Consider the following 22,756-nt stretch of genomic DNA (forward strand, 5'->3'; position numbering starts at 1 on the left):
GCTGCCTGGCACGGGCTACGCCCGTGTTCGCGGGACAAGCCCGCTCCCACAGGGATTGGGCTGGCCTTTAGATTTTGAGCAAGACAGTTGCTCCTACAAGGGCTGTGGCTTGGGCACAAAAAAGCCACGAGCCCGCCTGCGGCGATCCTCGTGGCTTTTCAGGCAACGGCCTGTCAGACGACAGGCCATCCCCAGGGCAGCTTACAGCGCCATGTCGTTGGCAGCCTTGCTCTCGGCAGGTGCGGTCGACTCGACACCGGTGCTGGTCCCGACGCTCTGGTCAATGACCGGCGGCTTCTCCAGTTGCAGCACTTCAGCGGTGTAGTTCCACTCTTTCTGCACAGCAGCAGCGGAATCGTTCAGCTTAGTACCGTAGCTCGGCACGATTTCACGGATGCGGGCCTGCCATTCAGGCGTGGCGACCTTCTCCTTGAACACGGTTTCCAGCACGTTGAGCATGATCGGCGCAGCAGTCGAGGCGCCTGGCGAAGCACCCAGCAGACCGGCGATGGTGCGGTCTTCGGACGCCACGACCTCGGTGCCCAGCTTCAGCACACCGCCCTTCTCTTCGTCACGCTTGATGATCTGCACGCGCTGACCGGCCTGCCACAGGCGCCAGTCTTCTTTCTTGGCGTTCGGGAAGTAAGTGCGCAGGGCTTCGAAGCGGTCGTCATCCGACAGCATCACCTGGCCGGCGAGGTACTCGACCAGCGGGTACTGCTCGATACCCACTTTGGTCATCGGCCAGACGTTGTGCAGGGTGGTGCTGCTCAGCAGGTCCAGGTACGAACCGTTCTTCAGGAACTTGGTCGAGAAGGTGGCGAATGGCCCGAACAGGATCACGCGCTTGCCGTCCAGCACGCGGGTGTCCAGGTGCGGAACCGACATGGGTGGCGCGCCGGTCGAGGCGATGCCGTAGGCCTTGGCCATGTGCTGCATGGCAACGGTCGGGTTCTCGGTCACCAGGAACGAGCCGCCAACCGGGAAGCCTGCGTATTCCTTGGCTTCAGGAATGCCCGACTTCTGCAGCAGCTTCAAGGCGCCGCCGCCGGCACCGATGAACAGGAACTTGGCGTCGGTGGCAGAGGTGCTGCCATCCTTCAGGTTCTTGTACTCGACGTGCCAGGAGCCGTCCTTGTTACGGGTGATGTCCTGCACTTCGCTGGACAGCTTCAGCTTGAAGTTGTCGCGGGTCTGCAGGTGGCCGACGAACTGGCGGGTGATCTCGCCGAAGTTGACGTCGGTGCCGATCGGCGTCCAGGTCACGGCCAGCTTCTGGTTCGGGTCACGCCCTTCCATCATCAGCGGGACCCACTTGGCGATCTGCGCGTGGTCTTCGGAGAACTGCATCGGGCGGAACAGCGGGCTCGCCTGCAGTGCTTCGTAACGCTTCTTCAGGAAGGCGATGTTGTCGTCGCCCCAGACGAAGCTCATGTGCGGGGTGGTGTTGATGAACGATTTCGGGTTCTTCAGCACGCCCTGGCGAACCTGCCAGGACCAGAACTGGCGCGACACCTGGAAGGCTTCGTTGATCTCGATCGCCTTGGAGATGTTGACCTTGCCGTCCTTGTCCATCGGGGTGTAGTTCAGCTCAGCCAGCGCGGAGTGGCCGGTACCGGCGTTGTTCCAGCCGTTGGAGCTTTCCTCGGCGACGCCATCCAGGCGCTCGACCATTTCCATCGACCAGCTCGGCTCCAGTTCGCTGAGCCATACGCCCAGGGTCGAACTCATGATGCCGCCGCCAATCAGGAGCACATCGACTTTCTTGGCTTCGTCGGCGTGCGCTTGCATGAAGCTCGCCGCGACAGCCAGACCCAGCAAGGTCTTGCCAGCTTTTTTGAACATTGATCACTTCCAGTCAGTAGAACGGAGGGAGGGCCTGTGGCTGGCCCAGGTGTTTCTTGTTCTTCAGCGCAGGCTTTTTGTGATCATTGTTCAGCAGCCAGAGAACCCTTACAGGCTTCAGCCATTGGTCTGATTGACCGGGGTCGGCTGAAACGGTTGCGGATTGTAACCGAAACGCCAGCACAAACAAATTGGCGGCGGGAACGTCAAGGTGGCGGGTTGTCCCAGGGACTCGCCCGGCACGTGGCCGGGCGATTGGGAGGTTCAAAGCTCGGGATCGATATCCCCGGCGTACATGTCCGACTCTTTATACAGGTCGTGCACATGGCGCAGCAGCACCATGATCACCGCCGCCACCGGCAGCGCCAGCAAGACGCCGGTGAAGCCGAACAGCTCGCCACCGGCGAGAATGGCGAAGATCACCGCCACCGGGTGCAGGCCGATGCGATCGCCCACCAGCAGCGGCGTCAGCACCATGCCCTCGAGGGCCTGGCCGATCATGAACACCGCGACAATGCCCAGCATCGGGTACAGGTCGCCGCCGAACTGAAACAACCCGGCGATCAACGCTGCACCGATGCCGACAATGAAGCCCATATACGGCACGATGGCCGCCAGCCCCGCCAGCAAACCGATCAACAGCCCCAGCTCGAGACCGACCAGCGACAGCCCGACCGCGTAGATCACGCCCAGCGCCAGCATCACCAGCAACTGGCCGCGCACGAACGCCCCCAGTACCTCATGGCATTCACCCGCCAGCCCTACCACCTGATCTTCACGCTGACGTGGCAGCAGGCTGCGCAGCTTGGCCATCATCAGGTCCCAGTCACGCAGCAGGTAGAAGCCCACCACAGGGATCAGCACCAGGTTGGCCAGCCAGGCGATCAGCGCCAGGCTCGAGGCCGTGGCCTGGGACAGGACGATGCCGACGATGTCGGTGGTCTGGCCCATGTGCGCGCCGATGGCAGCCTTGATCTTGTCGAACTTCCAGAAGCCATCGGCCAGGCCCAGGCGGCTCTGCACCCAGGGCAGGGCCACATGCTGCAGCCAGTCGAGCATCTGCGGCGCCAGTTCGTACAGGCGCAGCAACTGCTTGGCCAGCATCGGCACCAACACTAGCAGCAAGGCGAGGAACACCAGGGTGAACAGGCTGAACACCACCACCACGCCCCAGGTGCGCGACAGGCCCAGGCGCTCCAGGCGATCGACCATAGGGTCGGCCAGGTAGGCCAGCAGGATGCCAACCAGGAACGGCGAGAGAATGTTATGCAGCAGGTAGAGCAGAACGGCGATCAGCAAGGCGACGCCAAGCCACACCCAACGGCGTACATCAGTCATGTTCGCGGCTCCTTACCAGCGAAAACGCAGGCCATCGAATGGCTTGGGCGCAGCCGCCTGCGGGGCGACCGCCTGGCCAGGCGCGGCGTCGACCACAGGAGCGGCGGCAGGCGCCTGTTCGACGGGCACCTCCTGCAAATGTGCCAGCCCCAGTTGCGCACGCAGTTGCTCGCGATTGCCGGTGACCGCATAGGTAAGCGTGTCGCCGTCGGCCAACTGCAGCCGCGGGCCATAGGGCTCAAGCACGCGCAGCAGTTCGGCGTAGCGCTGCAGGTTCATGCCCTGCACCTGGACCTGCAGGTCGCTGCTCGCCCCCGGACGGGTGACGTAACGGGGCGCCAGGCGTGCGCTGATCGCCAGCATCACCGCATCGGCCAGCGCAGCCTGGTCGGCGCCCTGCGCCGTGCCCTGCTCGCGCTGTTCGCCCAGCCACAGTTGCCATTTGCCCTGCCACTTGCCGTCGGCCTCGTGGGCGTGCACAGCCAGCAGGGCATCGGCGCCATAACGCTCGGACGCCTCACGCAGCGGCGCCGGGTCGTTGCCTTCGAGCTGCTTGGCATTGGCCACCAGTTGTTCCTGCAGGTCGGCCAGCGGCAGGCGCAGCGGCAGACCACGGTGCTGGGCGGCACGACGCAGCGGCTCGGCACTGGTCTGACCATCGCCGACCAGGCTGCTGCCCTCGACACTGTCGTACAGCCACCAGCCAAGAATCGATGGCCGGTTGCTGCCCCACAGGGCCAGGCCGCCCTGGCGCAGGGCGCGCTCGGTGCTGCCGGGGTCGAACTCCACCACCACCGTCTCAGGTGGGCCGGCGTCGCTGCCCACCTGGTTGATGATCTGTTGCGGATCCTTGCGCAGGGCGACCACCGCCGGGTTCTGCGTCGCCTTGGCATCGCCGGTCAGACGCAGCACCAGGGTGTCGAGTGCCTTGGCGGTGGCCTGGGTCCGCGCCTCGCTGCCCTGCCCATCGACAGATTCGCGGACCTGGTAAAGGCCCGATACGGTCTCGGCCTGTGCCGTTGCACCGATCAGCCCTACGCAAACCACTGCCAGGTAATTGAGAAAACGCATGGAGGATTCCTGTCCGGATGACTTTCAGGTCAGAAGCTACAAGCTGCACACCGTCAGCGGCAAGAAAAAGCGCGCGACACCGCAGCTAGTCTTCTCTTATAGCTTACCGCTCGCCACTTGCCGCTCAATGGAGGATGGCCGCTGCCGGGCAACCCTGATAAAATCGCGCGCCTTCGCAGACCAGTCACGTACAGGCAGCCGCCGCCTCCCGAGCCGGCCTTGGCCGCGCTGGTCGTTTTCCTGAATCCCTCCCCCTTAAAGGCCTGGATCAATGAGCAAGCAACCCTCCCTGAGCTACAAAGACGCCGGTGTAGACATCGACGCCGGCGAAGCACTGGTCGAACGCATCAAGGGCGTCGCCAAGCGCACCGCACGCCCTGAAGTCATGGGTGGCCTGGGCGGCTTCGGCGCCCTCTGCGAGATCCCGGCCGGCTACAAGCAGCCGGTGCTGGTCTCCGGCACCGATGGCGTCGGCACCAAGCTGCGCCTGGCGCTGAACCTGAACAAGCACGACAGCATCGGCCAGGACCTGGTCGCCATGTGCGTCAACGACCTGGTGGTCTGCGGCGCCGAGCCGCTGTTCTTCCTCGACTACTACGCCACCGGCAAGCTGAATGTCGACGTGGCCGCCACCGTGGTCACCGGCATCGGCGCCGGTTGCGAACTGGCCGGTTGCTCGCTGGTCGGTGGTGAAACCGCCGAGATGCCTGGCATGTACGAAGGCGAAGACTACGACCTAGCCGGTTTCTGCGTCGGCGTGGTGGAGAAGTCGGAAATCATCGACGGCTCGAAAGTGGTCACCGGCGACGCCCTGATCGCCCTGCCTTCCTCCGGCCCGCACTCCAACGGCTACTCGCTGATCCGCAAGATCCTCGAAGTGTCCGGCACCGACATCGAGAACACCCAGCTCGACGGCCAGCCGCTGACCGACCTGCTGATGGCGCCGACCCGCATCTACGTCAAGCCGCTGCTGGAGCTGATCAAGAAGACCGGCGCGGTCAAGGCCATGGCCCACATCACCGGTGGCGGCCTGCTGGACAACATCCCGCGCGTCCTGCCAAAAGGCGCCCAGGCCGTGGTCGACGTGGCCAGCTGGCAGCGCCCGGCGGTGTTCGACTTCCTGCAACAAAAAGGCAACGTCGACGAGCACGAGATGCACCGCGTACTGAACTGCGGCGTAGGCATGGTCATCTGCGTGGCCCAGGACCAGGTCGACAACGCCCTGAACGTCCTGCGTCAGGCCGGCGAGCAGCCTTGGGTGATCGGCCGCATCGACGTGGCCGCCGAAGGCGCTGCCCAGGTCGAGCTGCAGAACCTCAAGGCACACTGATGCCGAGCAAGACCTGCAATGTCGTGGTACTGCTGTCGGGCTCGGGCAGCAACCTGCAAGCCCTGATCGACAGCACCGCCGCCACCGATAGCCCGGCGCGGATCCGCGCGGTGATATCCAACCGCCCCGAAGCCTTTGGCCTGCAACGGGCCAAAGCCGCCGGGATCGACACCGCCGTGCTCGAGCACGGTGGTTTCGACGGGCGCGAAGCATTCGACGCGGCGCTGGTGCAGCTGATCGATGGCTTCGCCCCCGACCTGGTGGTGCTGGCCGGCTTCATGCGCATCCTCAGTGGCGACTTCGTGCGCCACTACCAGGGGCGCCTGCTCAACATCCACCCGTCGCTGTTGCCCAAGTACAAAGGGCTGCACACTCACCAGCGGGCCCTGGATGCCGGTGACGCCGAGCACGGCTGCAGTGTTCATTTCGTCACCGAGGAACTCGACGGCGGGCCCTTGGTCGTACAGGCTGTGGTAGCGGTCGCGCCAGGCGACGATGCGCAGAGCCTGGCACAACGGGTCCACCAACAGGAACACCAGATCTACCCGCTGGCGGTGCGCTGGTTCGCCGAAGGACGCTTGCGCCTGGGCGAACAAGGTGCATTACTGGATGGCCAGCCGCTGGCGGCCAGCGGTCACTTGATTCGACCCTAGGAGAATATATGCGTCGCGCCCTGCTATTGGCTCTCGCCGTGCTCGCCCTGCCCCTCCAGGCAGCTGATCTGAAGCCGTTCTCGGCCAGCTACACCGCCGACTGGAAACAGCTGCCCATGAGCGGCACCGCCGAACGCAGCCTGGTCAAGAACGCCAACGGAACCTGGGACCTCAACTTCAAAGCCTCCATGATGATCGCCAGCCTGACCGAACAGAGCACGGTGCGCATGGACAACGACACCCTGCTGCCGCAGAAGTACCACTTCGAGCGCGGTGGCCTGGGCAAGGCGAAGAAGGTCGACCTGGACTTCGACTGGAACAGCAAGAAAGTCACCGGCAGCGACCGTGGCGATGCGATCAGCCTGCCGCTCAACCGCGGGGTGCTGGACAAGTCGTCCTATCAACTGGCCCTGCAGCATGACGTGGCGGCGGGCAAGAAGAGCATGACGTACCAGGTGGTCGACGGTGACGAGATCGACACCTACGACTTCCGCGTGCTGGGCACCGAGAAGGTTGCCACCAAGACCGGCCAGGTCGATGCGGTGAAGGTCGAGCGCGTGCGCGACCCAAGCCAGAGCAAGCGCATCACCGAGCTGTGGTTCGCCAAGGACTGGGACTACCTGCTGGTGCAACTGCGCCAGGTCGAGACCGATGGCAAGGAATACGTGATCGTGCTGCAGGATGGTACGGTCGATGGCAGGACGGTGAAGGGCAACTGATCCCTTACCTGCGCTGTAACCTGCTGTAGCCCGAGCCCCGCCTAGTGCGGGGCTTTGTTTTGGCTTGCAGGAGCAAGCGCAGCGCGTTTCATGAACATTGTTTCATCGTCGTTTTATTTACTTAGCCTGCTAACAAACTCTATAAAGAAGGTGTGCGACACAGTGTCGCAGACCAACAGAAGTGGAGTTTACCGATGACTGTCCAAGTAACCGAACGCGACGAATCGAGAATGTCCCACGAAGGCCTGGCCGCTGGCGTGCGGATCTGGGACGTACACCAGCAGGGCCAACTGGTCGGCATGTTCCACAACGAACATGAAGCCCACCAGTACCGCCAGGAGCTCGAGACCCTCGAGAGCCAACGCGGCACACAATAAGATCTCCCCCACGAAAAACCCCGCCTGAGCGGGGTTTTCGTCATTTACCACATCAGATCGTCAGGGATCTTGTAGGCCGCGTAGGGATCGTCCTCATCGGCCTCCTCGACATGGGTGTTGAGCAGCAGGATGCGCTTGGGATCGCGCTCCTGGATCTTCACCGCCGCCTCGCGTGGGATCACTTCGTAGCCGCCGCCATGGGCGACGATCGCCAGCGAGCCGTTGCTCAGCTTGCTGCGCATCAGCGCGTTGACGGCAATGCGCTTGACCTTCTTGTCATCGACGAAGTTGTAGTAATCCTCGGTGGTCAGCTTGGGCAGGCGGGTCGCCTCGATCAATTGCTTGATCTGCGCGGCACGGGCCTTCTGCTCGGCCTTCTCCTGCACCTGGCGGTTCAGTTCCTGGTCCTTTTTGGCCTTGTCGGCCATGGCTTCCTTGGCCAGGCGCTGCTGGCTGTCATCCACCTCGACCTGGCCCTTGTGTTCCAGGCGTTTCTGTTTCTTTTCGGCCTTGTTGGCCTGGGAGACCTGCTTCTGGTTGACCAGACCGGCCTTGAGCAATTGATCGCGAAGGGAAAGGCTCATCGGTGTTCACTCACTTATGCATCGGCTCAGCCGCAGCTGGGCAGGTTCTTTTCCTGACGCTTGGCTTCACCCCAGAGGGCATCCAACTCGTCAAGGTTACAATCTTCGATCGGTCGGCCAGTGTCGCGCAATGCCTGCTCGATGAAGCGGAAACGTCGTTCGAATTTACGGTTGGCGCGGCGCAGTGCGTTTTCTGGATCCTGCTTGAGGTGACGGGCCAGGTTCACGGCGGCGAACAGCAGGTCGCCGACTTCGTCCTCCAGTGCCTGCTCATCGCCATCGGCCATGGCCTGCAATACCTCGTCGAGCTCCTCGCGCACCTTGTCCAGCACCGGTAACGCCTCGGGCCAGTCGAAGCCGACGGTGGCCGCGCGCTTCTGCAGTTTGGTCGCGCGCGACAGTGCCGGCAAGGCGCCGGGTACATCGTCGAGCAGCGAGAGCTGTTCGGGGGTACTCTTCTCGGCGCGTTCTTCGGCCTTGATCTCCTCCCAGCGCGATTTGACCTGCGCCTCGCTCAAGCGCGGGATGTCGGGTGCGGCGTAGAGATCGCCGGTGGGGAATACATGCGGGTGGCGGCGGATCAGCTTGCGGGTGATCGAATCGACCACACCGGCAAATTCGAAACGCCCCTCCTCCCGCGCCAGCTGGCTGTAGTAGACGACCTGAAACAGCAGGTCGCCGAGCTCGCCCTGCAACTGCGCGAAGTCGCCCTGCTCGATGGCGTCGGCCACCTCGTAGGCTTCCTCGAGGGTGTGCTTGACGATGCTGGTGTAGTCCTGCTCAAGATCCCAGGGGCAGCCGTACTGCGGATCGCGCAGGCGGGCCATGAGGTGGAGCAGGTCGTCTAGGGTGTAGGTCATTACAGGTCCTTCGGCGGTGCCTTCATCGCGGGCAAGCCCGCTCCTACAGGGATCACGCTGCACCCGTAGGAGCGGGCCTGCCCGCGATGGAGGCGACGCAGTCTCAAGGCGTACGATTACGCCGCGTCTCGATGATGTTCGGCAACTGCGAGATCCGTCCGAGCAAGCGCCCCAGCGCATCCAGGCCTGGAATCTCGATGGTCAGCGACATCAGCGCGGTGTTGTCTTCCTTGTTCGAGCGGGTATTGACCGCCAGCACGTTGATCTTCTCGTTGAGCAGCACCTGCGAAACGTCGCGCAGCAGGCCCGGGCGGTCGTAGGCGCGGATGACGATGTCGACCGGGTAGGTCTGCACCGGAATCGGCCCCCAGCTCACCTGGATCATGCGCTCCGGCTCCTTGCCCGCCAACTGCAGCACCGAGGCGCAGTCCTGGCGGTGAATGCTCACGCCGCGGCCCTGGGTGATGTAGCCGACGATGGCATCGCCCGGCAGCGGCTGGCAGCAACCGGCCATCTGCGTGAGCAGGTTGCCTACGCCCTGGATCTGGATGTCGTTGCGCTTGCCCGATCGGGCTCCGCGCGCCGGTCGTGGCACCAGCTCGACCGGATCGATGCGCTCCGGCTCCAGCAGTTGCTGGGCGGCGTTGACCATGTGCGCCAGACGCAGGTCGCCAGCCCCCAGGGCGGCAAACATGTCCTCGGCGGTCTTGACGTTGGCCTTTTCCGCCAGGCGCTCGAAATCCACCTGTGGCAGGCCCAGGCGGCTGAGTTCGCGCTCGATGAGGGTCTTGCCGGCAGCGACGTTCTGGTCGCGCGCCTGCAACTTGAACCAGTGGACGATCTTGGCCCGCGCCCGCGAGGTGGTGACGTAGCCCAGGTTGGAGTTCAGCCAGTCGCGGCTCGGGCTGCCCTGCTTGCTGGTGATGATCTCCACCTGCTCGCCGGTCTGCAGGCTGTAGTTCAGCGGCACGATGCGCCCGTTGATCTTGGCGCCACGGCAGTTGTGGCCGATCTCGGTGTGCACCCGGTAGGCAAAGTCCAGCGGCGTGGCGCCCTTGGGCAGGTCGATGGCGTGGCCGTCAGGGGTGAACACGTAGACCCGGTCCGGCTCGATGTCGACCCGCAGCTGTTCGGCCAGCCCGCCGATGTCGCCCAGTTCCTCGTGCCACTCCAGCACCTGGCGCAACCAGGAGATCTTCTCTTCATAGTGGTTGGAGCTGGACTTGACGTCGGTGCCCTTGTACTTCCAATGCGCACAGACGCCCAGTTCGGCCTCTTCGTGCATGCCATGGGTGCGGATCTGCACCTCCAGCACCTTGCCCTCGGGGCCGATCACCGCGGTGTGCAGCGAGCGGTAGCCGTTCTCCTTGGGGTTGGCGACGTAGTCGTCGAACTCCTTGGGAATGTGGCGCCACAAGGTGTGGACGATACCCAGCGCGGTGTAGCAGTCGCGGATTTCCGGCACCAGCACGCGCACCGCACGCACGTCGTAGATCTGGCTGAACTCCAGGCCCTTGCGCTGCATCTTGCGCCAGATCGAATAGATGTGTTTCGCCCGGCCGCTGATGTCGGCCTTGACCCCGGTGGCCAGCAGCTCGTTCTGCAACTGGTTCATCACATCGCTGATGAAGCGCTCGCGGTCCAGCCGCCGCTCGTGCAGAAGCTTGGCGATCTGCTTGTACTGGTCGGGCTCCAGATAGCGGAAGGACAGATCCTCCAGCTCCCACTTGATATGGCCGATGCCCAGGCGATGAGCGAGCGGTGCGTAGATGTCGAACACCTCGCGCGCCACGCGCAGGCGTTTTTCGTCATCGGCGGCCTTCACCGCGCGGATCGCGCAGGTCCGCTCAGCCAGCTTGATCAGGGCGACGCGCACGTCGTCGACCATGGCCACGAGCATCTTGCGCAGGTTCTCGACCTGCGCCTGCGAGCCCAGCACCAGCGACTGGCGCGGGCTGAGGCTGGCGCTGATGGCCGCCATGCGCAGCACGCCGTCGATCAGCTTGGAGACCACCGGGCCGAAACGCTGGCCGACCTCGGCCAGGGTGACTTTGCCCTCACGGACCGAGCGATAGATCACGGCGGCGACCAGCGAGTCCTGGTCGAGCTTGAGGTCTGCGAGAATTTCAGCGATCTCGAGCCCCGCCTGGAAGCTCGACGTCCCGTCGGCCCAGGAATGCTTGGCCGGGTTGCCCTTCTTCTCGACTTCCTGGGCGAAATCGCAAGCCTCCTTGAGCGCCGTGCGATCCAGCGCCGAGTCGACGCTCACCACATGATCCAGCCATGCTTCGAGATTGATACTGCCGTCGGTGTTGACCGGCTGGTGCACTCTCACCTGTACCATGTTCCGTTTACCTTTCCATACAGCGCACCTCACGGGTGCACTGACAATCAACCGTGCCGCTTCCCATCCGTGGAAGCCACACCAAGGGGCCAGCCGTTACTGGCCCGCTTCGAATAACGCCATGGCCTCGACATGCGCCGTCTGAGGAAACATGTCGAGAATCCCGGCCCTTTTTAACCGGTACCCCTGGCCGACCAGCACCTGCGCATCTCGCGCCAGCGTGGCGGGGTTGCACGATACATAGACCAGCCGCTTGGCCTTGAGGCGGGCGATGCTTTGCACCACCTCGTAGGCACCGTCGCGCGGTGGGTCCAAGAGTACCGCAGAAAAGCCCTCGGCGGCCCATTCGGCACCTGCCAAAGACTGCGATAAATCGGCCTGAAAAAACCGTGCGTTATGCACATTGTTGCTCGCGGCGTTGGCGGCGGCCCGATCGACCATCGCCTGCACACCTTCCACCGCCACCACTTCACGGGCCTGGCGAGCCAGCGGCAGGGCAAAATTGCCCAGGCCACAGAACAAGTCCAGTACCCGTTCATCCGGTTGCGGCGCAAGCCACGCCAGCGCCTGTTGGATCATCAGGGTGTTGACCTGGGCATTGACCTGCACGAAGTCGCCAGGTCGCCAGGCCAGCTCCAGCCCCCAAGGGGCAAGGTCAAACCCAAGTGTCGCGGCGCCATCATGTGGCGCCGGCTCACCCTCGCCCTGCAGCCACAGTTGCGCACCCGCCTGCTCGCAGAACGCCTGCAGGCGCGCCAGGTCTTCATCGGCCAGCGGCGCTACATGGCGTACCAGCACCGCCTCGGCCGTGCCGCTGAACAATTCCACATGCCCCAGTGCCTGGGGCCTGCTCAGGCTGCGCAGCACGGTCGGCAGGTGACGCAGGATGGTTTGCAAGGGTTGTACCAGCACCGGGCATTCGTCGATGGCGATGATGTCCTGGCTGGCTTCGGCACGAAAACCGACGTGCAGCTCCCGCGCCTTCACATCCCAACGCACGGCGATGCGCGCGCGGCGGCGGTAGCCGAATTCCGGCCCCGCCAGCGGCGCGGCCCACTCGTCAGGCTGCACACCGGCGACACGCTGCAACTGCTCGGCAAGCAGGCGCTGCTTGAGCGCCAGCTGGCCCTCGTGGGGCAGGTGCTGAAGGTTGCAACCGCCGCAGCGGGCGTAATGCCGACACGGCGCCTCGCGCCGCTCGGGGCTGGCCTGCAGCACGCGCTCAAGACGTGCTTCGACGATCTTGCCGCGGGCATTGAGCACCCGCGCCTCGACCGCCTCACCTGCCAGGGCGCCGCTGACGAACCAGGTGCGCCCCTCGACAAAGGCGATGCCGCGTCCGTCACCGGCCAGGCGCTCGATGTCCAGGCGTTGCTTCTTGCCTACCGGCACCTGTGGGGTGCGATCGCCGCCGGCTGGCTGGAAGCGCAGGCCGCTACTGTTGCTTTTCTTTCTGGACATCAGGTTGCGTCGAACAGGCCGGTGGAGAGATAACGGTCGCCGCGGTCGCAGATGATCGCGACCATCACGGCGTTTTCCACTTCACGGGACAGGCGCAGCATCGCCGCGACCGCACCGCCGGAGGACACTCCGCAGAAAATGCCCTCTTCGCGTGCAAGGCGACGGGTGGTGTCTTCGGCTTCCTGCTGGGACATGTCCATCACCCGATCGACGCGAGTGGCGTCGAAGATCTTCGGCAGGTATTCCTCCGGCCAGCGGCGGATACCCGGAATGGCCGAACCTTCCATCGGTTGCAGGCCGACGATCTGCACCGCCGGGTTCTGTTCCTTGAGGTACTGCGAGCAGCCCATGATGGTGCCGGTGGTGCCCATGGAACTGACGAAGTGGGTGACGCTGCCCTGGGTCTGCTGCCAGATCTCCGGGCCGGTGCTGGTGTAGTGGGCAATCGGGTTGTCGCCGTTGGCGAACTGGTCAAGCACCAGGCCGCGACCTTCGGCCTGCAGCTTTTCGGCCAGATCGCGCGCCCCTTCCATGCCCTCTTCCTTGGTCACCAGGATCAGCTCGGCGCCATAGGCGGTCATCGCCGCCTTGCGCTCGGCCGTGGAGTTGTCGGGCATGATCAGGATCATCTTGTAGCCCTTGATCGCCGCCGCCATGGCCAGGGCGATACCGGTGTTGCCGGAAGTCGCCTCGATCAGGGTGTCGCCAGGCTTGATCTGGTTGCGCAGTTCGGCGCGGGTGATCATCGACAACGCCGGGCGGTCCTTGACCGAGCCGGCCGGGTTGTTGCCTTCGAGCTTGAGCAGGAGGGTATTGCTGGTCTGCCCGGCGATACGCTGCAGGCGAACCAGAGGGGTGTTGCCGACGCAATCGGCGATGGTTGGGTACTGCAAGGTCATGGGCGTGTTTCGCAATCAGGACGGCAGGGGCGCCTATCATACCGGCAAAGGACGCGTGGCCATATCACGCAATTGCTGGGGCATATAGCAGACCGTTATATGGGCGGTGCGTTCTTCACGGACAACCCTACCCCCACAAGAACATCGAACGCCTTCGGGGGAGCGGGTTGATCCGCGAGAAACCCACTGTCGATACACGGCAGGCGCATGCACAGTCGCAACCCTCGTTGCCCATTCTCGGCCCACAGCCTCCCGCCCTGACGCTGGATCGCACTGCGGGCGATGCTCAGCCCCAGCCCAAAGCCTCCATCCCCGGGGCGCGAGCCGTCGAGACGGGAGAACGGCGCGAAGATCCTTTCCAGATCGTCTTCGTCCACCCCGCCGCCCTCATCCTCCAGGAACAACTGCCAGTGATTGCCCTCGCGCTGGCCACTCAGGCGCACCACTCCGTCGTGCGGCGAGTGGCGGATGGCATTGCGCAGCATGTTCTCCAGCGCCTGGGCCAAATGGTTGAGGTTGCCCTCCACCCAACAACTGGCCGGCAACGTGCACTGCAACCGCTGCGCCGCCCAGCCGCTTTCGTAGCAGGCATTCTCCACCAGCAGGTCCCACAGGGCCTGAAGCTGGATGGGCTCAAGGTTCATCGGCGCACGCTCGGCATCCTGCCAGGCCAGTTGCAGGGTGTCCTCGACCAGTTGCTGCATGCAATCCAGTTCCCGCCCGAGGCGTTCGCGCAGGCGCGCGACGTCGGTCTCGCCCTCGCAGGCCACACGCAGGCGGCTCAGGGGCGTGCGCATCTCGTGGGACAAGTCGCGCAAGAGTTGCTGCTGCAGGGCCACGGTGCTCTGCAGGCGCTCGGCCATCTGGTCGAAGGCACGCGCCAGTTCGCCCAGCTCGTCGTCACGGCCGATGGTGCGCGAATCGAGCCGCGCCGACAGTTGGTCGGCACGCCAGGCATTGGCCTGCTCGCGCAACTGGTTCAGCGGCACGATCAGCATCCGGTAGAGGCCTACGCACAACAGCAGGGTGAACAGCCCCGGCATCACGCCATTGGTGATGATCCGCCAGAACAGCCGATACTGGCCGGGGGTCAGGCGCTGGGGCAACTCGATCACCAGCATGCCTTGCTCAGGGGCATGGGGGAACGGCAGGCGCAGCCAGGGCTGGTCGACGCTGCGCCTGCTCATCGGCCAGTCGACGCCGCGCAGACGGGTCAGGCGCTGGATTTCCTCAGTGGACAAGCGAGCGCCGGCGAGCGGTCGCAAGTTGCCATCGAGCACCCCGATCCAGCCCGACTCACGCTGGCGCATGTCCAGCAACCAGCGGTCGAGGCCTTCGCGACCGCCCTGGTTCCAGGCCTGCTCGGCCTCGGCGGCGTAACCGCGCAGCAGGTGCCGGGCAGGCTCCGACAGGAAGGCGTTCTGGGTTTCCATGTGCCGGCCCCAGGTGTAGCTCAGGCCGATCATCAGCAGGCAGAAGCCCACCAGCAGCACCGCCAGCTTCCAGAACAGCGATCGACGCTCGAGCATCCTCAGTCTGCCTCGCCCGCACAGAACACGTAGCCCTTGCCCCATACCGTGCGCACCTGGCGCTCGTGATAACCGATGCCCTTTAGCTTGCGACGGATCTGGCTGACATGCATGTCCAGGCTGCGATCATGGCGCGAATAGCCCCGCTGCAGGACCTGCTGATAAAGGAAGGGCTTGCTCAGCACCTCCTCCTGGCTGCGGTTGAGGGTGTCGAGCAGGCGGTACTCGCTGGGCGTGAGCCCTGCTGGCTGCCCGTCGAGCGTCACGTCGCAGGCCTGTTCGTCGAAATGCAGCTGCCCCGGCAGGACGTCACGCGGCGCCTGATGACGGCGCTCCAGGGCGACCCGACGCAGGATCGCCTCGATGCGTACGCGCAGCTCGGCCATGCTGAAGGGCTTGGGCAGGTAGTCGTCTGCACCGCGCTGGAAACCGCTTATACGGTCCGCCTCGGCCCCCAGCGCCGACATCAGGATGACTGGCGTGGCACTGCGCCGGCGTAGTTGCGCCAGGGTGTCCAGACCGTTGAGCCCGGGCAGCAGGATGTCCAGCAACACCACATCGAAGGCCTCGCGGCCAGCAGTTTCCAAGCCTTCCAGGCCGTTACGGCACCAGGTCACGCGGAAACCGCCGCGCTGCAACTCCTCGTGCAGGTAGGCGCCGAGCACCGGATCGTCCTCGATGGCGAGGATGCTTGAGTCGTGAATGGATACGGTATGCATTGGCATCTGCCATGAATTCTCAGTTGCGCGATTATTGGCGAGGGACGCCGTTCTGGCAACCGAGTGTCGACCAATGCCCCGGCAAGCGCCGTGCGGCATAAAAAACCCGCACAAACAAAGTGCATTACCGCTGCGTGCGGAGTAACGTTCTGCGGGATCCCGTCCACTCGCGACGGCCCGCACGCACATGACAGGAGACAGGTGTGCTCGATCGTTTGGGAATCAGAAGCCGCGTCCTGCTGCTGGCCCTACTGCCCGCCGGGCTGATGGCGCTGGTGCTGGGCATTTATTTCACCTGGTTGCAGCAGAACGAACTGCGCACCCAGCTGTTGCAACGCGGCAAGATGATCGCCGAGCAACTGGCACCGCTCGCAGCCCCCGCCCTGGCTCAGGAAGCGCCAGCGCAGCTCGAGCGCATTGCCGCCGAGGCTTTGGAGCAGACCGATGTACGTGCCGTGGCCTTCCTGGCCCCGGACCGTTCGCGCCTGGCCCATGCCGGCCCCAGCATGCTCAACCAGCCGCCCAGCGGCGGCACCGGTACGCAACTGCTGCAACGCACCGGCAACGACGCCACGCGCTACCTGATGCCGGTTTTCGGCCATCACCGTGACCTGGCCACCGAAGCCGTGCCTAACGAATCCGAGCGCTTGCTTGGCTGGGTCGAAATCGAACTGTCCCACGACGGCACGCTCCTGCGCGGCTATCGCAACCTGTTCACCAGCCTGCTGCTGATCTTCGCCTGCCTGAGCCTCACGGTGCTGCTGGCACTGCGCATGAGCCGGGCGATCAACGGCCCGATCGGGCGCATCAAGCACGCGGTCACCCAGCTCAAGGAAGGCAACCTCGAAGAACGTCTGCCGCCGATGGGCAGTGTCGAGCTGGACGAGCTGGCGGCTGGCATCAACCGCATGGCCGAAACCCTGCACAACGCCCACGAAGAGCTGCAGCACAGCATCGACCAGGCCACCGAGGACGTGCGCCAGAACCTGGAGACCATCGAGATCCAGAACATCGAGCTGGACATGGCGCGCAAGGAGGCCCTGGAGGCCAGCCGGATCAAATCCGAATTCCTCGCCAACATGAGCCACGAGATTCGCACCCCGCTCAATGGCATTCTCGGTTTCACCCACCTGTTGCAAAAAAGCGAGCTCACGCCTCGACAGCTCGACTATCTGGGCACCATCGAAAAATCCGCCGACAACCTGCTGGGGATCATCAACGAGATTCTCGACTTCTCCAAGATCGAAGCCGGCAAGCTGGTGCTCGACAGCATCCCCTTCAACCTGCGCGACCTGATCCAGGACACCCTGACCATTCTCGCCCCAGCGGCCCACGCCAAACAGCTGGAGCTGGTCAGCCTGGTGTACCGCGACACGCCTTTGTCGCTGGTCGGCGATCCGCTGCGGCTCAAACAGATCCTCACCAACCTGGTGAGCAACGCCATCAAGTTCACCCGCGAAGGCACGATCGTCGTGCGCGCCATGGTCGAAGACGAGCACGAAGACACCGCGCAACTGCGCATCAGCGTGCAGGACACCGGCATCGGCCTGTCACCGGCGGACGTGCGCACCCTGTTCCAGGCCTTCAGCCAGGCCGACAACTCGCTGTCGCGCCAACCCGGCGGCACCGGCCTTGGGCTGGTGATTTCCAAGCGCCTGATCGAACAGATGGGGGGCGAGATCGGTGTCGACAGCACGCCGGGCGAAGGCTCGCAGTTCTGGATCAACCTGAGCCTGCCCAAGGCCCATGACGACACCGAGGAACTGCCCCTGCAAGCGCTGCTGGGCCGTCGCGCAGCGATCGTCGACGGCCACGAACTGGCCCGTCAGGCCCTGGAGCACCAGCTCGAAGACTGTGGCCTGAGCGTCAGCCTGTTCTCGTCGTTCGAGCAGTTGCTGCAAGGGGTGCAGGCCGCCAGCCAGGCCGGCCAACCCTTCGAGTTCGCCGTGCTTGGCGCCAACCTGGGCAACCTCTCGCCCGACCAGCTCGGCCAGTACCACCAACAACTCGAACGCCTGGGCTGCCAGTGCGTGGTGCTGTGCCCGACCACCGAGCAGGCGCTGTATCACCCATTCCTGCCCAATGCCCATGGCCAACTGCTGTCCAAGCCCACCTGCACCCGCAAGCTGCGCCGCCTGCTGCTGGAACTGGTGCAACCGACCCGCCCCAGCAGCGAACCGCGGTATACGGCCGGCTCACGGGTGCCGAGGATTCTCTGCGTCGACGACAACCCGGCCAACCTGCTGCTGGTGCAGACCCTGCTCGAAGGCATGGGCGCCGCAGTGGTGGCGGTGGACAGCGGCTTTTCGGCAGTTCAGGCCGTGCAGGACGAGCCCTTCGACCTGGTGCTGATGGATGTGCAGATGCCCGGCATGGACGGCTGCGCCTGCACCGAGCAGATCCGTCGCTGGGAAACCAGCCAGAGTAGCCCACCCCTGCCCATCGTCGCCCTGACGGCCCACGCCATGGCCAACGAAAAGCGCGCCCTGCTGCACAGTGGCATGGATGATTATCTGACCAAGCCGATCAGCGAGCGCCAACTGGCCCAGGTGGTGATGAAGTGGACCGGCCTGAGCCTCGGCACGCCCTCGCTGGACCGCGCCACTGAACGTTTCCCCGATGGCAACGAGCTCAAGGTGCTCGACCACGAAGAGGGTTTGCGCCTGGCGGCCGGTAAAGCGGACCTGGCCGCCGACATGCTGGCGATGCTGCTGGCCTCGCTGGAAGGTGATCGCCAGGCCATCCGCAACGCCCGCGAACAAGGTGATCGCTCGGCAATGATCGAGCGCGTGCATCGCCTCAACGGCGCTTCGCGCTACTGCGGCGTCCCACAGTTGCGGGCGGCCTGTCAGCGTAGCGAGACCCTGCTCAAGCAGGACAGCCCGCAGGCATTGCAGGCGCTGGATGACCTGGAGCGCGCCATCCACCGGCTGGCGGAGCAGGCGCACCTGAGTGCCTGATCGTCGACGACACACCGAAGGAATCCCCACCATGCGCGTCCTGTTGTTCAGCAGCCAGCACTACGACCAGGAAAGTTTCACCCAGGCCGCTGCCAGCAGCGCGCTGGAGCTGCATTTCCAAGCCGCCCGCCTCACCCCGGACACCGCACCGCTGGCCCAGGGTTTCGAGGTGGTCTGCGCCTTCATCAACGACGATCTGGGCGCCGACGTCCTGCAACGCCTGGCCAGCGGCGGTACACGGCTGATCGCCTTGCGTTCGGCGGGCTACAACCATGTCGACCTGACGGCCGCAGCACACCTGGGGCTGACAGTGGTGCGCGTCCCGGCCTATTCGCCGCACGCCGTGGCCGAACACGCGGTGGCGCTGATCCTGGCCCTCAACCGCCGCCTGCACCGCGCCTACAACCGCACCCGCGAAGGCGACTTCACCTTGCATGGCCTGACCGGCTTCGACCTGCACGGCAAGACTGTCGGCGTGGTCGGCACCGGCCAGATCGGTGCTGCGTTCGCCCGCATCATGGCCGGCTTCGGCTGCCAGTTGCTGGCCTACGACCCCTACCCCAACCCCGAGCTGCTGGCCCTCGGCGCCCGCTACCTGGAACTGCCCGAACTGCTCGGCCAGGCGCGAATCATCAGCCTGCACTGCCCACTGACCGAGCATACCCGTCACCTGATCAACGCCGAGAGCCTCGCGCGCCTGCAGCCCGGTGCCATGCTGATCAACACCGGGCGCGGTGCGCTGGTCGATACCCCGGCGCTGATCGACGCGCTCAAGTCTGGCCAGCTCGGCTACCTGGGCCTGGATGTCTATGAAGAAGAGGCGCAACTGTTTTTCGAGGACCGCTCCGACCTGCCACTGCAGGACGACGTGCTGGCGCGGCTGCTGACCTTCCCCAACGTGATCGTCACCGCACACCAGGCGTTTCTGACCCGCGAAGCCCTGGAGGCGATCGCCGCGACCACCCTGGACAACATCGCCCGCTGGGCAGCAGGCGATGCGCAAAACACGGTCACAGGGTAGGATACGCGGCATTTCTGGAGGACCCATGGTCGAGCACGATTTCCGCTACACCCTTTTCAACCCGCAACACACCCTGATCGAATGCCGTGCACTGGTGCCAGGTCGCTACCAGGTGACCGGCAACGGCGGATCGATGCACAAAGGCGACGTCCTGCTGGTGACGCTCAAAGGCAGCAAGGACCTGTCCATGCGCCTGACCGTCGAGAGCGTCCGTCACCTGATCAACCCTCGCGGCCAGTGGGTTGCCGTGGCCAGCGGCCCGGTGTTCAACGAACTGGAAATCCTCACCTGGCAGGTCAAGTGCGACAGTTGCGAGGCCGTGCTCGACTTCGAATTCGCCGTCGATGCCAAGCTCGGCAAGAAGGCCCGCCAGCCCGCCGCCAATGCACGCATCGCGGAACTGGGCTGGAGCAGCCAGGGCGAGCGTCACCTGTGCCGCAACTGCCAGGGAAGCGCCCAGTGAAACACCTGTTGATCTGCGCCGCGCTGCTCGGCGGCCTGTTCGGCTGCGCGGCGCAGCCATCCAAACTGCAGCAGGAGCGCAGCTATGTGCTGGAATGGATCGGCGAACGCCCGCTGATCGACTACAGCCACCTGACGCTAACCCTGGCCAATGATGGCCGCGCCTACGGCAATGCCGGCTGCAACCATTGGTTCGCCAGCTATACGCTGGACGGCGAGCAATTGAGCTTCGGCAAGATCGGCAAGACCCGCAAGCTGTGTGCACCGGCATTGATGGAGCAGGAAAAACGCTTCCTCCAGGCACTGGAGACGGTGCAGCGCTGGGATGTGTCGGCGATCGAGCAGATCCGTTTCTGGCCGGCCGAAGGCAAGCCGCTGCGCTTCTGGCCTGAGGAAGGCTGAAGTGCATCGGGGCCGCTGCGCGGCCCATTCGCGGCACGAGGCCGCTCCCACAAGTAACACCGCAGTATTCAGAAATTGCGGAGCTCTTGTAGGAGCGGCCTCGTGCCGCGAATGGGCTGCGAAGCAGGCCCGACAACAGGTCAGGCGTCGCCCTTGAGCGCCTTGATCTTCGCCTGCAGCCCTTCGAGCGTCTGCTCGCCGAGCAACTGCTCACGCACCTTGCCCTTGTCGTCGATGATGTAGGTCACCGGCAGTGCTTCGCTGCGAGGCAGCTCGTAGCGCTCGGCCGGGTCCTGGGCCAGCACGGTGAAGTCGATGCCCAGGGCCTGCGCGGCCTGCTTGAGGTCATCGCCCTGCAGCCCGTCGAAGTTCACCCCGACCACCTTGATGCCCTGGGCGTCCCATTGCTTGGCCGCCGTATTCAGTTCAGGGATCTCGGTGCGGCACGGTCCGCACCACTCGGCCCAGTAATTGAGCACCAGCCAGTGCCCGTCGATCTGTTCGGCCTTCACCGTATTGCCGTGCTGGTCCACGCCGTAGTCCGCACCGCAACCGCCGAGCAAAAGACTCGCGGTGATGGCCAGTGCAGCTGCCAAACGCCTTGCCATGGGTCAATCCTTCTCGAAGTTTTAAAGCATGAAATGTCGGTCGCTGCGGTTAGAATAGCCGCCAAACCCAGCTGGATGCGACCCGTCATGACCGATCTGACCCTCTATCATAACCCGCGCTGCTCCAAATCCCGCGGCGCCCTTGAACTGCTGGAAGAACGCGGCCTGGCCCCGACCGTGGTGCGTTACCTCGAAACCCCGCCCGACGCCGCCACGCTCAAGGCGCTGCTCGGCAAGCTCGGCATCGGCCCACGCCAGTTGTTGCGCAGCGGCGAAGACGAATACAAGGCCCTGGACCTGGCCAACCCAGCGCTCACCGACGCGCAACTGATCGACGCCATGGTCCAGCATCCGAAACTGATCGAACGCCCGATCCTGGTCGCCGGCGACAAGGCCGTGATCGGTCGGCCCCCCGAGAAAGTCCTGGAGATCCTGCCGTGAGCGATCCCTTCATCCTGGTCCTGTACTACAGCCGCCACGGCTCCACCAGCGAGATGGCCCGGCACATCGCCCGCGGTGTCGAGATGGCGGGCCTGGAAGCGCGCCTGCGCACCGTGCCGGCGATTTCCAGCGAGTGCGAAGCCGTGGCCCCGGACATCCCCGCCAGCGGCGCACTCTATGCCACCCTCGACGACCTGCGCCACTGCGCGGGCCTGGCCCTGGGCAGCCCGACGCGCTTCGGCAACATGGCCGCGCCGCTCAAGTACTTCCTCGACGGCACCAGCAGCCTGTGGCTGGGCGGTGAACTGGTCGGCAAGCCAGCGGCGGTGTTCACCTCCACTGCCAGCCTGCACGGCGGCCAGGAAACCACCCTGCTGTCGATGCTGCTGCCGCTGATGCACCACGGCATGCTGGTCACTGGCCTGCCCTATAGCGAATCGGCCCTGCTCGAAACCCGTGGCGGCGGCACGCCCTACGGCGCCAGCCATCATGCTGGTGCCGATGGCAAACGCGAACTGGACCAACACGAGATCACCCTGTGCAGGGCGCTGGGCCAACGCCTGGCCAATACCGCCAAGGCCCTGGGTGGCGAGCGTGGCTAGAAAGCCCAAGGCCCTGCCTGCACTCGACTGGCTGGCCCCACGCCTGCGCCTGACCCGGGCACTGAGCCTGGCCTGCTTCTTCGGCCTGATCGCCTTGCTGGTGGTGAACAACCTGTGGTTCGCCGACCTGCATGGGGCGCGGGTCGAAGTGATCCTGGCCATCGAGCTGATCCCTCTGCTGCTACTGCTGCCAGGCATGCTCAGCGGCAGCGCCCGGGCGCATGCCTGGACCTGCTTCGTGGTGAACATCTATTTCATCAAGGGCGTGCTGGCGGCGTTCGATCCGGGCCGGGCGCTGTTTGGCTGGGTCGAGGTGCTGGTGAGCCTGGGGTTGTTCGTCAGCGGTTTGCTGTACGTGCGCTGGAAGTTTCAGCACGAGCGGCGGCTGGCGGGGGAATAGAACACCGGGTGCGGCATTAGAGGGAAAGACGGCCCTGTAGGAGCGTGCTTTTCCGCGAAGAAGGCGCCGCCACACCCCATGATTGAAAGTCTGCCCCCAAATCCCCAACAAACGGAACCACGGCCGGACAA

The 22,756-nt window shown here is 64.6% G+C and carries 22 protein-coding genes; 11 read left to right on the forward strand and 11 right to left on the reverse strand.

Annotation, left to right across the window (positions count from 1 at the left end; genetic code table 11):
* Positions 1-201: 201 nt before the first annotated feature.
* The 3 genes from mqo to ACPZMI_RS02485 form a co-directional block, all read right to left on the reverse strand.
* Complete coding sequence (gene mqo, locus ACPZMI_RS02475; RefSeq protein ID WP_063543592.1) at positions 202-1,845, reverse strand: malate dehydrogenase (quinone); 1,644 nt, start codon at positions 1,843-1,845, stop codon at positions 202-204.
* Positions 1,846-2,109: 264 nt separating this feature from the next.
* Positions 2,110-3,183, reverse strand: coding sequence for an AI-2E family transporter (locus ACPZMI_RS02480; protein ID WP_426351606.1), 1,074 nt, complete (start codon positions 3,181-3,183; stop codon positions 2,110-2,112).
* Between the two features lie 12 nt (positions 3,184-3,195).
* On the reverse strand, positions 3,196-4,254 hold the full coding sequence (locus ACPZMI_RS02485; protein WP_426351607.1) for a DUF2066 domain-containing protein: 1,059 nt from the start codon (positions 4,252-4,254) through the stop codon (positions 3,196-3,198).
* A 271-nt stretch (positions 4,255-4,525) separates the two neighbouring features.
* On the opposite strand from ACPZMI_RS02485, the gene purM reads away from it, so the two are divergent.
* The 4 genes from purM (at position 4,526) to ACPZMI_RS02505 (ending at position 7,333) form a co-directional block, all read left to right on the forward strand.
* Positions 4,526-5,584 (forward strand): phosphoribosylformylglycinamidine cyclo-ligase, encoded by a 1,059-nt coding sequence (purM, locus tag ACPZMI_RS02490; protein ID WP_054892891.1) that lies wholly within the window; start codon positions 4,526-4,528, stop codon positions 5,582-5,584.
* Positions 5,584-6,237, forward strand: coding sequence for a phosphoribosylglycinamide formyltransferase (gene purN, locus ACPZMI_RS02495; RefSeq protein ID WP_426351608.1), 654 nt, complete (start codon positions 5,584-5,586; stop codon positions 6,235-6,237). The genes purM and purN overlap by 1 nt, the downstream gene beginning before the upstream one ends.
* 8 nt (positions 6,238-6,245) lie before the next feature.
* Positions 6,246-6,956 (forward strand): DUF3108 domain-containing protein, encoded by a 711-nt coding sequence (locus ACPZMI_RS02500; RefSeq protein ID WP_054892893.1) that lies wholly within the window; start codon positions 6,246-6,248, stop codon positions 6,954-6,956.
* Between the two features lie 194 nt (positions 6,957-7,150).
* Positions 7,151-7,333: a hypothetical protein gene (locus tag ACPZMI_RS02505; protein WP_054892894.1), complete on the forward strand. Its 183-nt coding sequence runs from the start codon at positions 7,151-7,153 to the stop codon at positions 7,331-7,333.
* Between the two features lie 44 nt (positions 7,334-7,377).
* Here ACPZMI_RS02505 and ACPZMI_RS02510 read toward each other — a convergent pair whose 3' ends face one another.
* The 7 genes from ACPZMI_RS02510 to ACPZMI_RS02540 all read right to left on the reverse strand — a co-directional run bounded on the left by ACPZMI_RS02510 (position 7,378) and on the right by ACPZMI_RS02540 (position 15,729).
* Positions 7,378-7,917, reverse strand: a complete 540-nt coding sequence (locus tag ACPZMI_RS02510; RefSeq protein ID WP_426351609.1) for a DUF2058 domain-containing protein — start codon at positions 7,915-7,917, stop codon at positions 7,378-7,380.
* A gap of 26 nt (positions 7,918-7,943) precedes the next feature.
* Complete coding sequence (gene mazG / locus ACPZMI_RS02515; protein WP_186666955.1) at positions 7,944-8,777, reverse strand: nucleoside triphosphate pyrophosphohydrolase; 834 nt, start codon at positions 8,775-8,777, stop codon at positions 7,944-7,946.
* Between the two features lie 103 nt (positions 8,778-8,880).
* Positions 8,881-11,121, reverse strand: a complete 2,241-nt coding sequence (gene relA, locus ACPZMI_RS02520; RefSeq protein ID WP_186708445.1) for a GTP diphosphokinase — start codon at positions 11,119-11,121, stop codon at positions 8,881-8,883.
* A 96-nt stretch (positions 11,122-11,217) separates the two neighbouring features.
* Positions 11,218-12,582, reverse strand: a complete 1,365-nt coding sequence (rlmD, locus tag ACPZMI_RS02525) for a 23S rRNA (uracil(1939)-C(5))-methyltransferase RlmD (protein ID WP_426351610.1) — start codon at positions 12,580-12,582, stop codon at positions 11,218-11,220.
* On the reverse strand, positions 12,582-13,481 hold the full coding sequence (cysM, locus tag ACPZMI_RS02530) for a cysteine synthase CysM (protein ID WP_426351611.1): 900 nt from the start codon (positions 13,479-13,481) through the stop codon (positions 12,582-12,584). The genes rlmD and cysM overlap by 1 nt, the downstream gene beginning before the upstream one ends.
* Before the next feature lie 95 nt (positions 13,482-13,576).
* Positions 13,577-15,010: a sensor histidine kinase gene (locus tag ACPZMI_RS02535; protein ID WP_186666959.1), complete on the reverse strand. Its 1,434-nt coding sequence runs from the start codon at positions 15,008-15,010 to the stop codon at positions 13,577-13,579.
* A 2-nt stretch (positions 15,011-15,012) separates the two neighbouring features.
* Entirely contained in the window at positions 15,013-15,729 is a 717-nt protein-coding gene (locus tag ACPZMI_RS02540; protein WP_186708451.1) for a response regulator transcription factor, read from the reverse strand.
* A gap of 203 nt (positions 15,730-15,932) precedes the next feature.
* On the opposite strand from ACPZMI_RS02540, the gene ACPZMI_RS02545 reads away from it, so the two are divergent.
* The 4 genes from ACPZMI_RS02545 to ACPZMI_RS02560 are packed head-to-tail and all read left to right on the forward strand — an operon-like array spanning position 15,933 to position 20,574.
* Positions 15,933-18,689, forward strand: coding sequence for a response regulator (locus ACPZMI_RS02545; protein ID WP_426351612.1), 2,757 nt, complete (start codon positions 15,933-15,935; stop codon positions 18,687-18,689).
* Positions 18,690-18,720: 31 nt separating this feature from the next.
* Entirely contained in the window at positions 18,721-19,710 is a 990-nt protein-coding gene (locus ACPZMI_RS02550; protein WP_186722340.1) for a 2-hydroxyacid dehydrogenase, read from the forward strand.
* Positions 19,711-19,735: 25 nt separating this feature from the next.
* Entirely contained in the window at positions 19,736-20,173 is a 438-nt protein-coding gene (locus ACPZMI_RS02555; protein ID WP_063543577.1) for a hypothetical protein, read from the forward strand.
* Positions 20,170-20,574: an META domain-containing protein gene (locus tag ACPZMI_RS02560; protein ID WP_186666963.1), complete on the forward strand. Its 405-nt coding sequence runs from the start codon at positions 20,170-20,172 to the stop codon at positions 20,572-20,574. The genes ACPZMI_RS02555 and ACPZMI_RS02560 overlap by 4 nt, the downstream gene beginning before the upstream one ends.
* Before the next feature lie 140 nt (positions 20,575-20,714).
* Here the strand turns inward: ACPZMI_RS02560 and ACPZMI_RS02565 are convergent, their stop codons facing one another.
* Positions 20,715-21,182, reverse strand: coding sequence for a TlpA disulfide reductase family protein (locus tag ACPZMI_RS02565; protein WP_186666964.1), 468 nt, complete (start codon positions 21,180-21,182; stop codon positions 20,715-20,717).
* An 87-nt stretch (positions 21,183-21,269) separates the two neighbouring features.
* On the opposite strand from ACPZMI_RS02565, the gene arsC reads away from it, so the two are divergent.
* From arsC to ACPZMI_RS02580, 3 genes are read left to right on the forward strand one after another with little or no spacing between them, the layout of a single operon-like run.
* Entirely contained in the window at positions 21,270-21,623 is a 354-nt protein-coding gene (gene arsC / locus ACPZMI_RS02570) for an arsenate reductase (glutaredoxin) (protein ID WP_186666965.1), read from the forward strand.
* Complete coding sequence (gene wrbA / locus ACPZMI_RS02575) at positions 21,620-22,225, forward strand: NAD(P)H:quinone oxidoreductase (RefSeq protein WP_186708462.1); 606 nt, start codon at positions 21,620-21,622, stop codon at positions 22,223-22,225. Before arsC ends, wrbA begins: the two co-directional genes overlap by 4 nt.
* Complete coding sequence (locus ACPZMI_RS02580) at positions 22,218-22,625, forward strand: DUF2069 domain-containing protein (RefSeq protein WP_426351613.1); 408 nt, start codon at positions 22,218-22,220, stop codon at positions 22,623-22,625. Before wrbA ends, ACPZMI_RS02580 begins: the two co-directional genes overlap by 8 nt.
* Positions 22,626-22,756: the final 131 nt, after the last annotated feature.

This window comes from Pseudomonas wayambapalatensis, from assembly GCF_049942315.1.
Classification (GTDB): Bacteria; Pseudomonadota; Gammaproteobacteria; order Pseudomonadales; family Pseudomonadaceae; genus Aquipseudomonas; species Aquipseudomonas wayambapalatensis.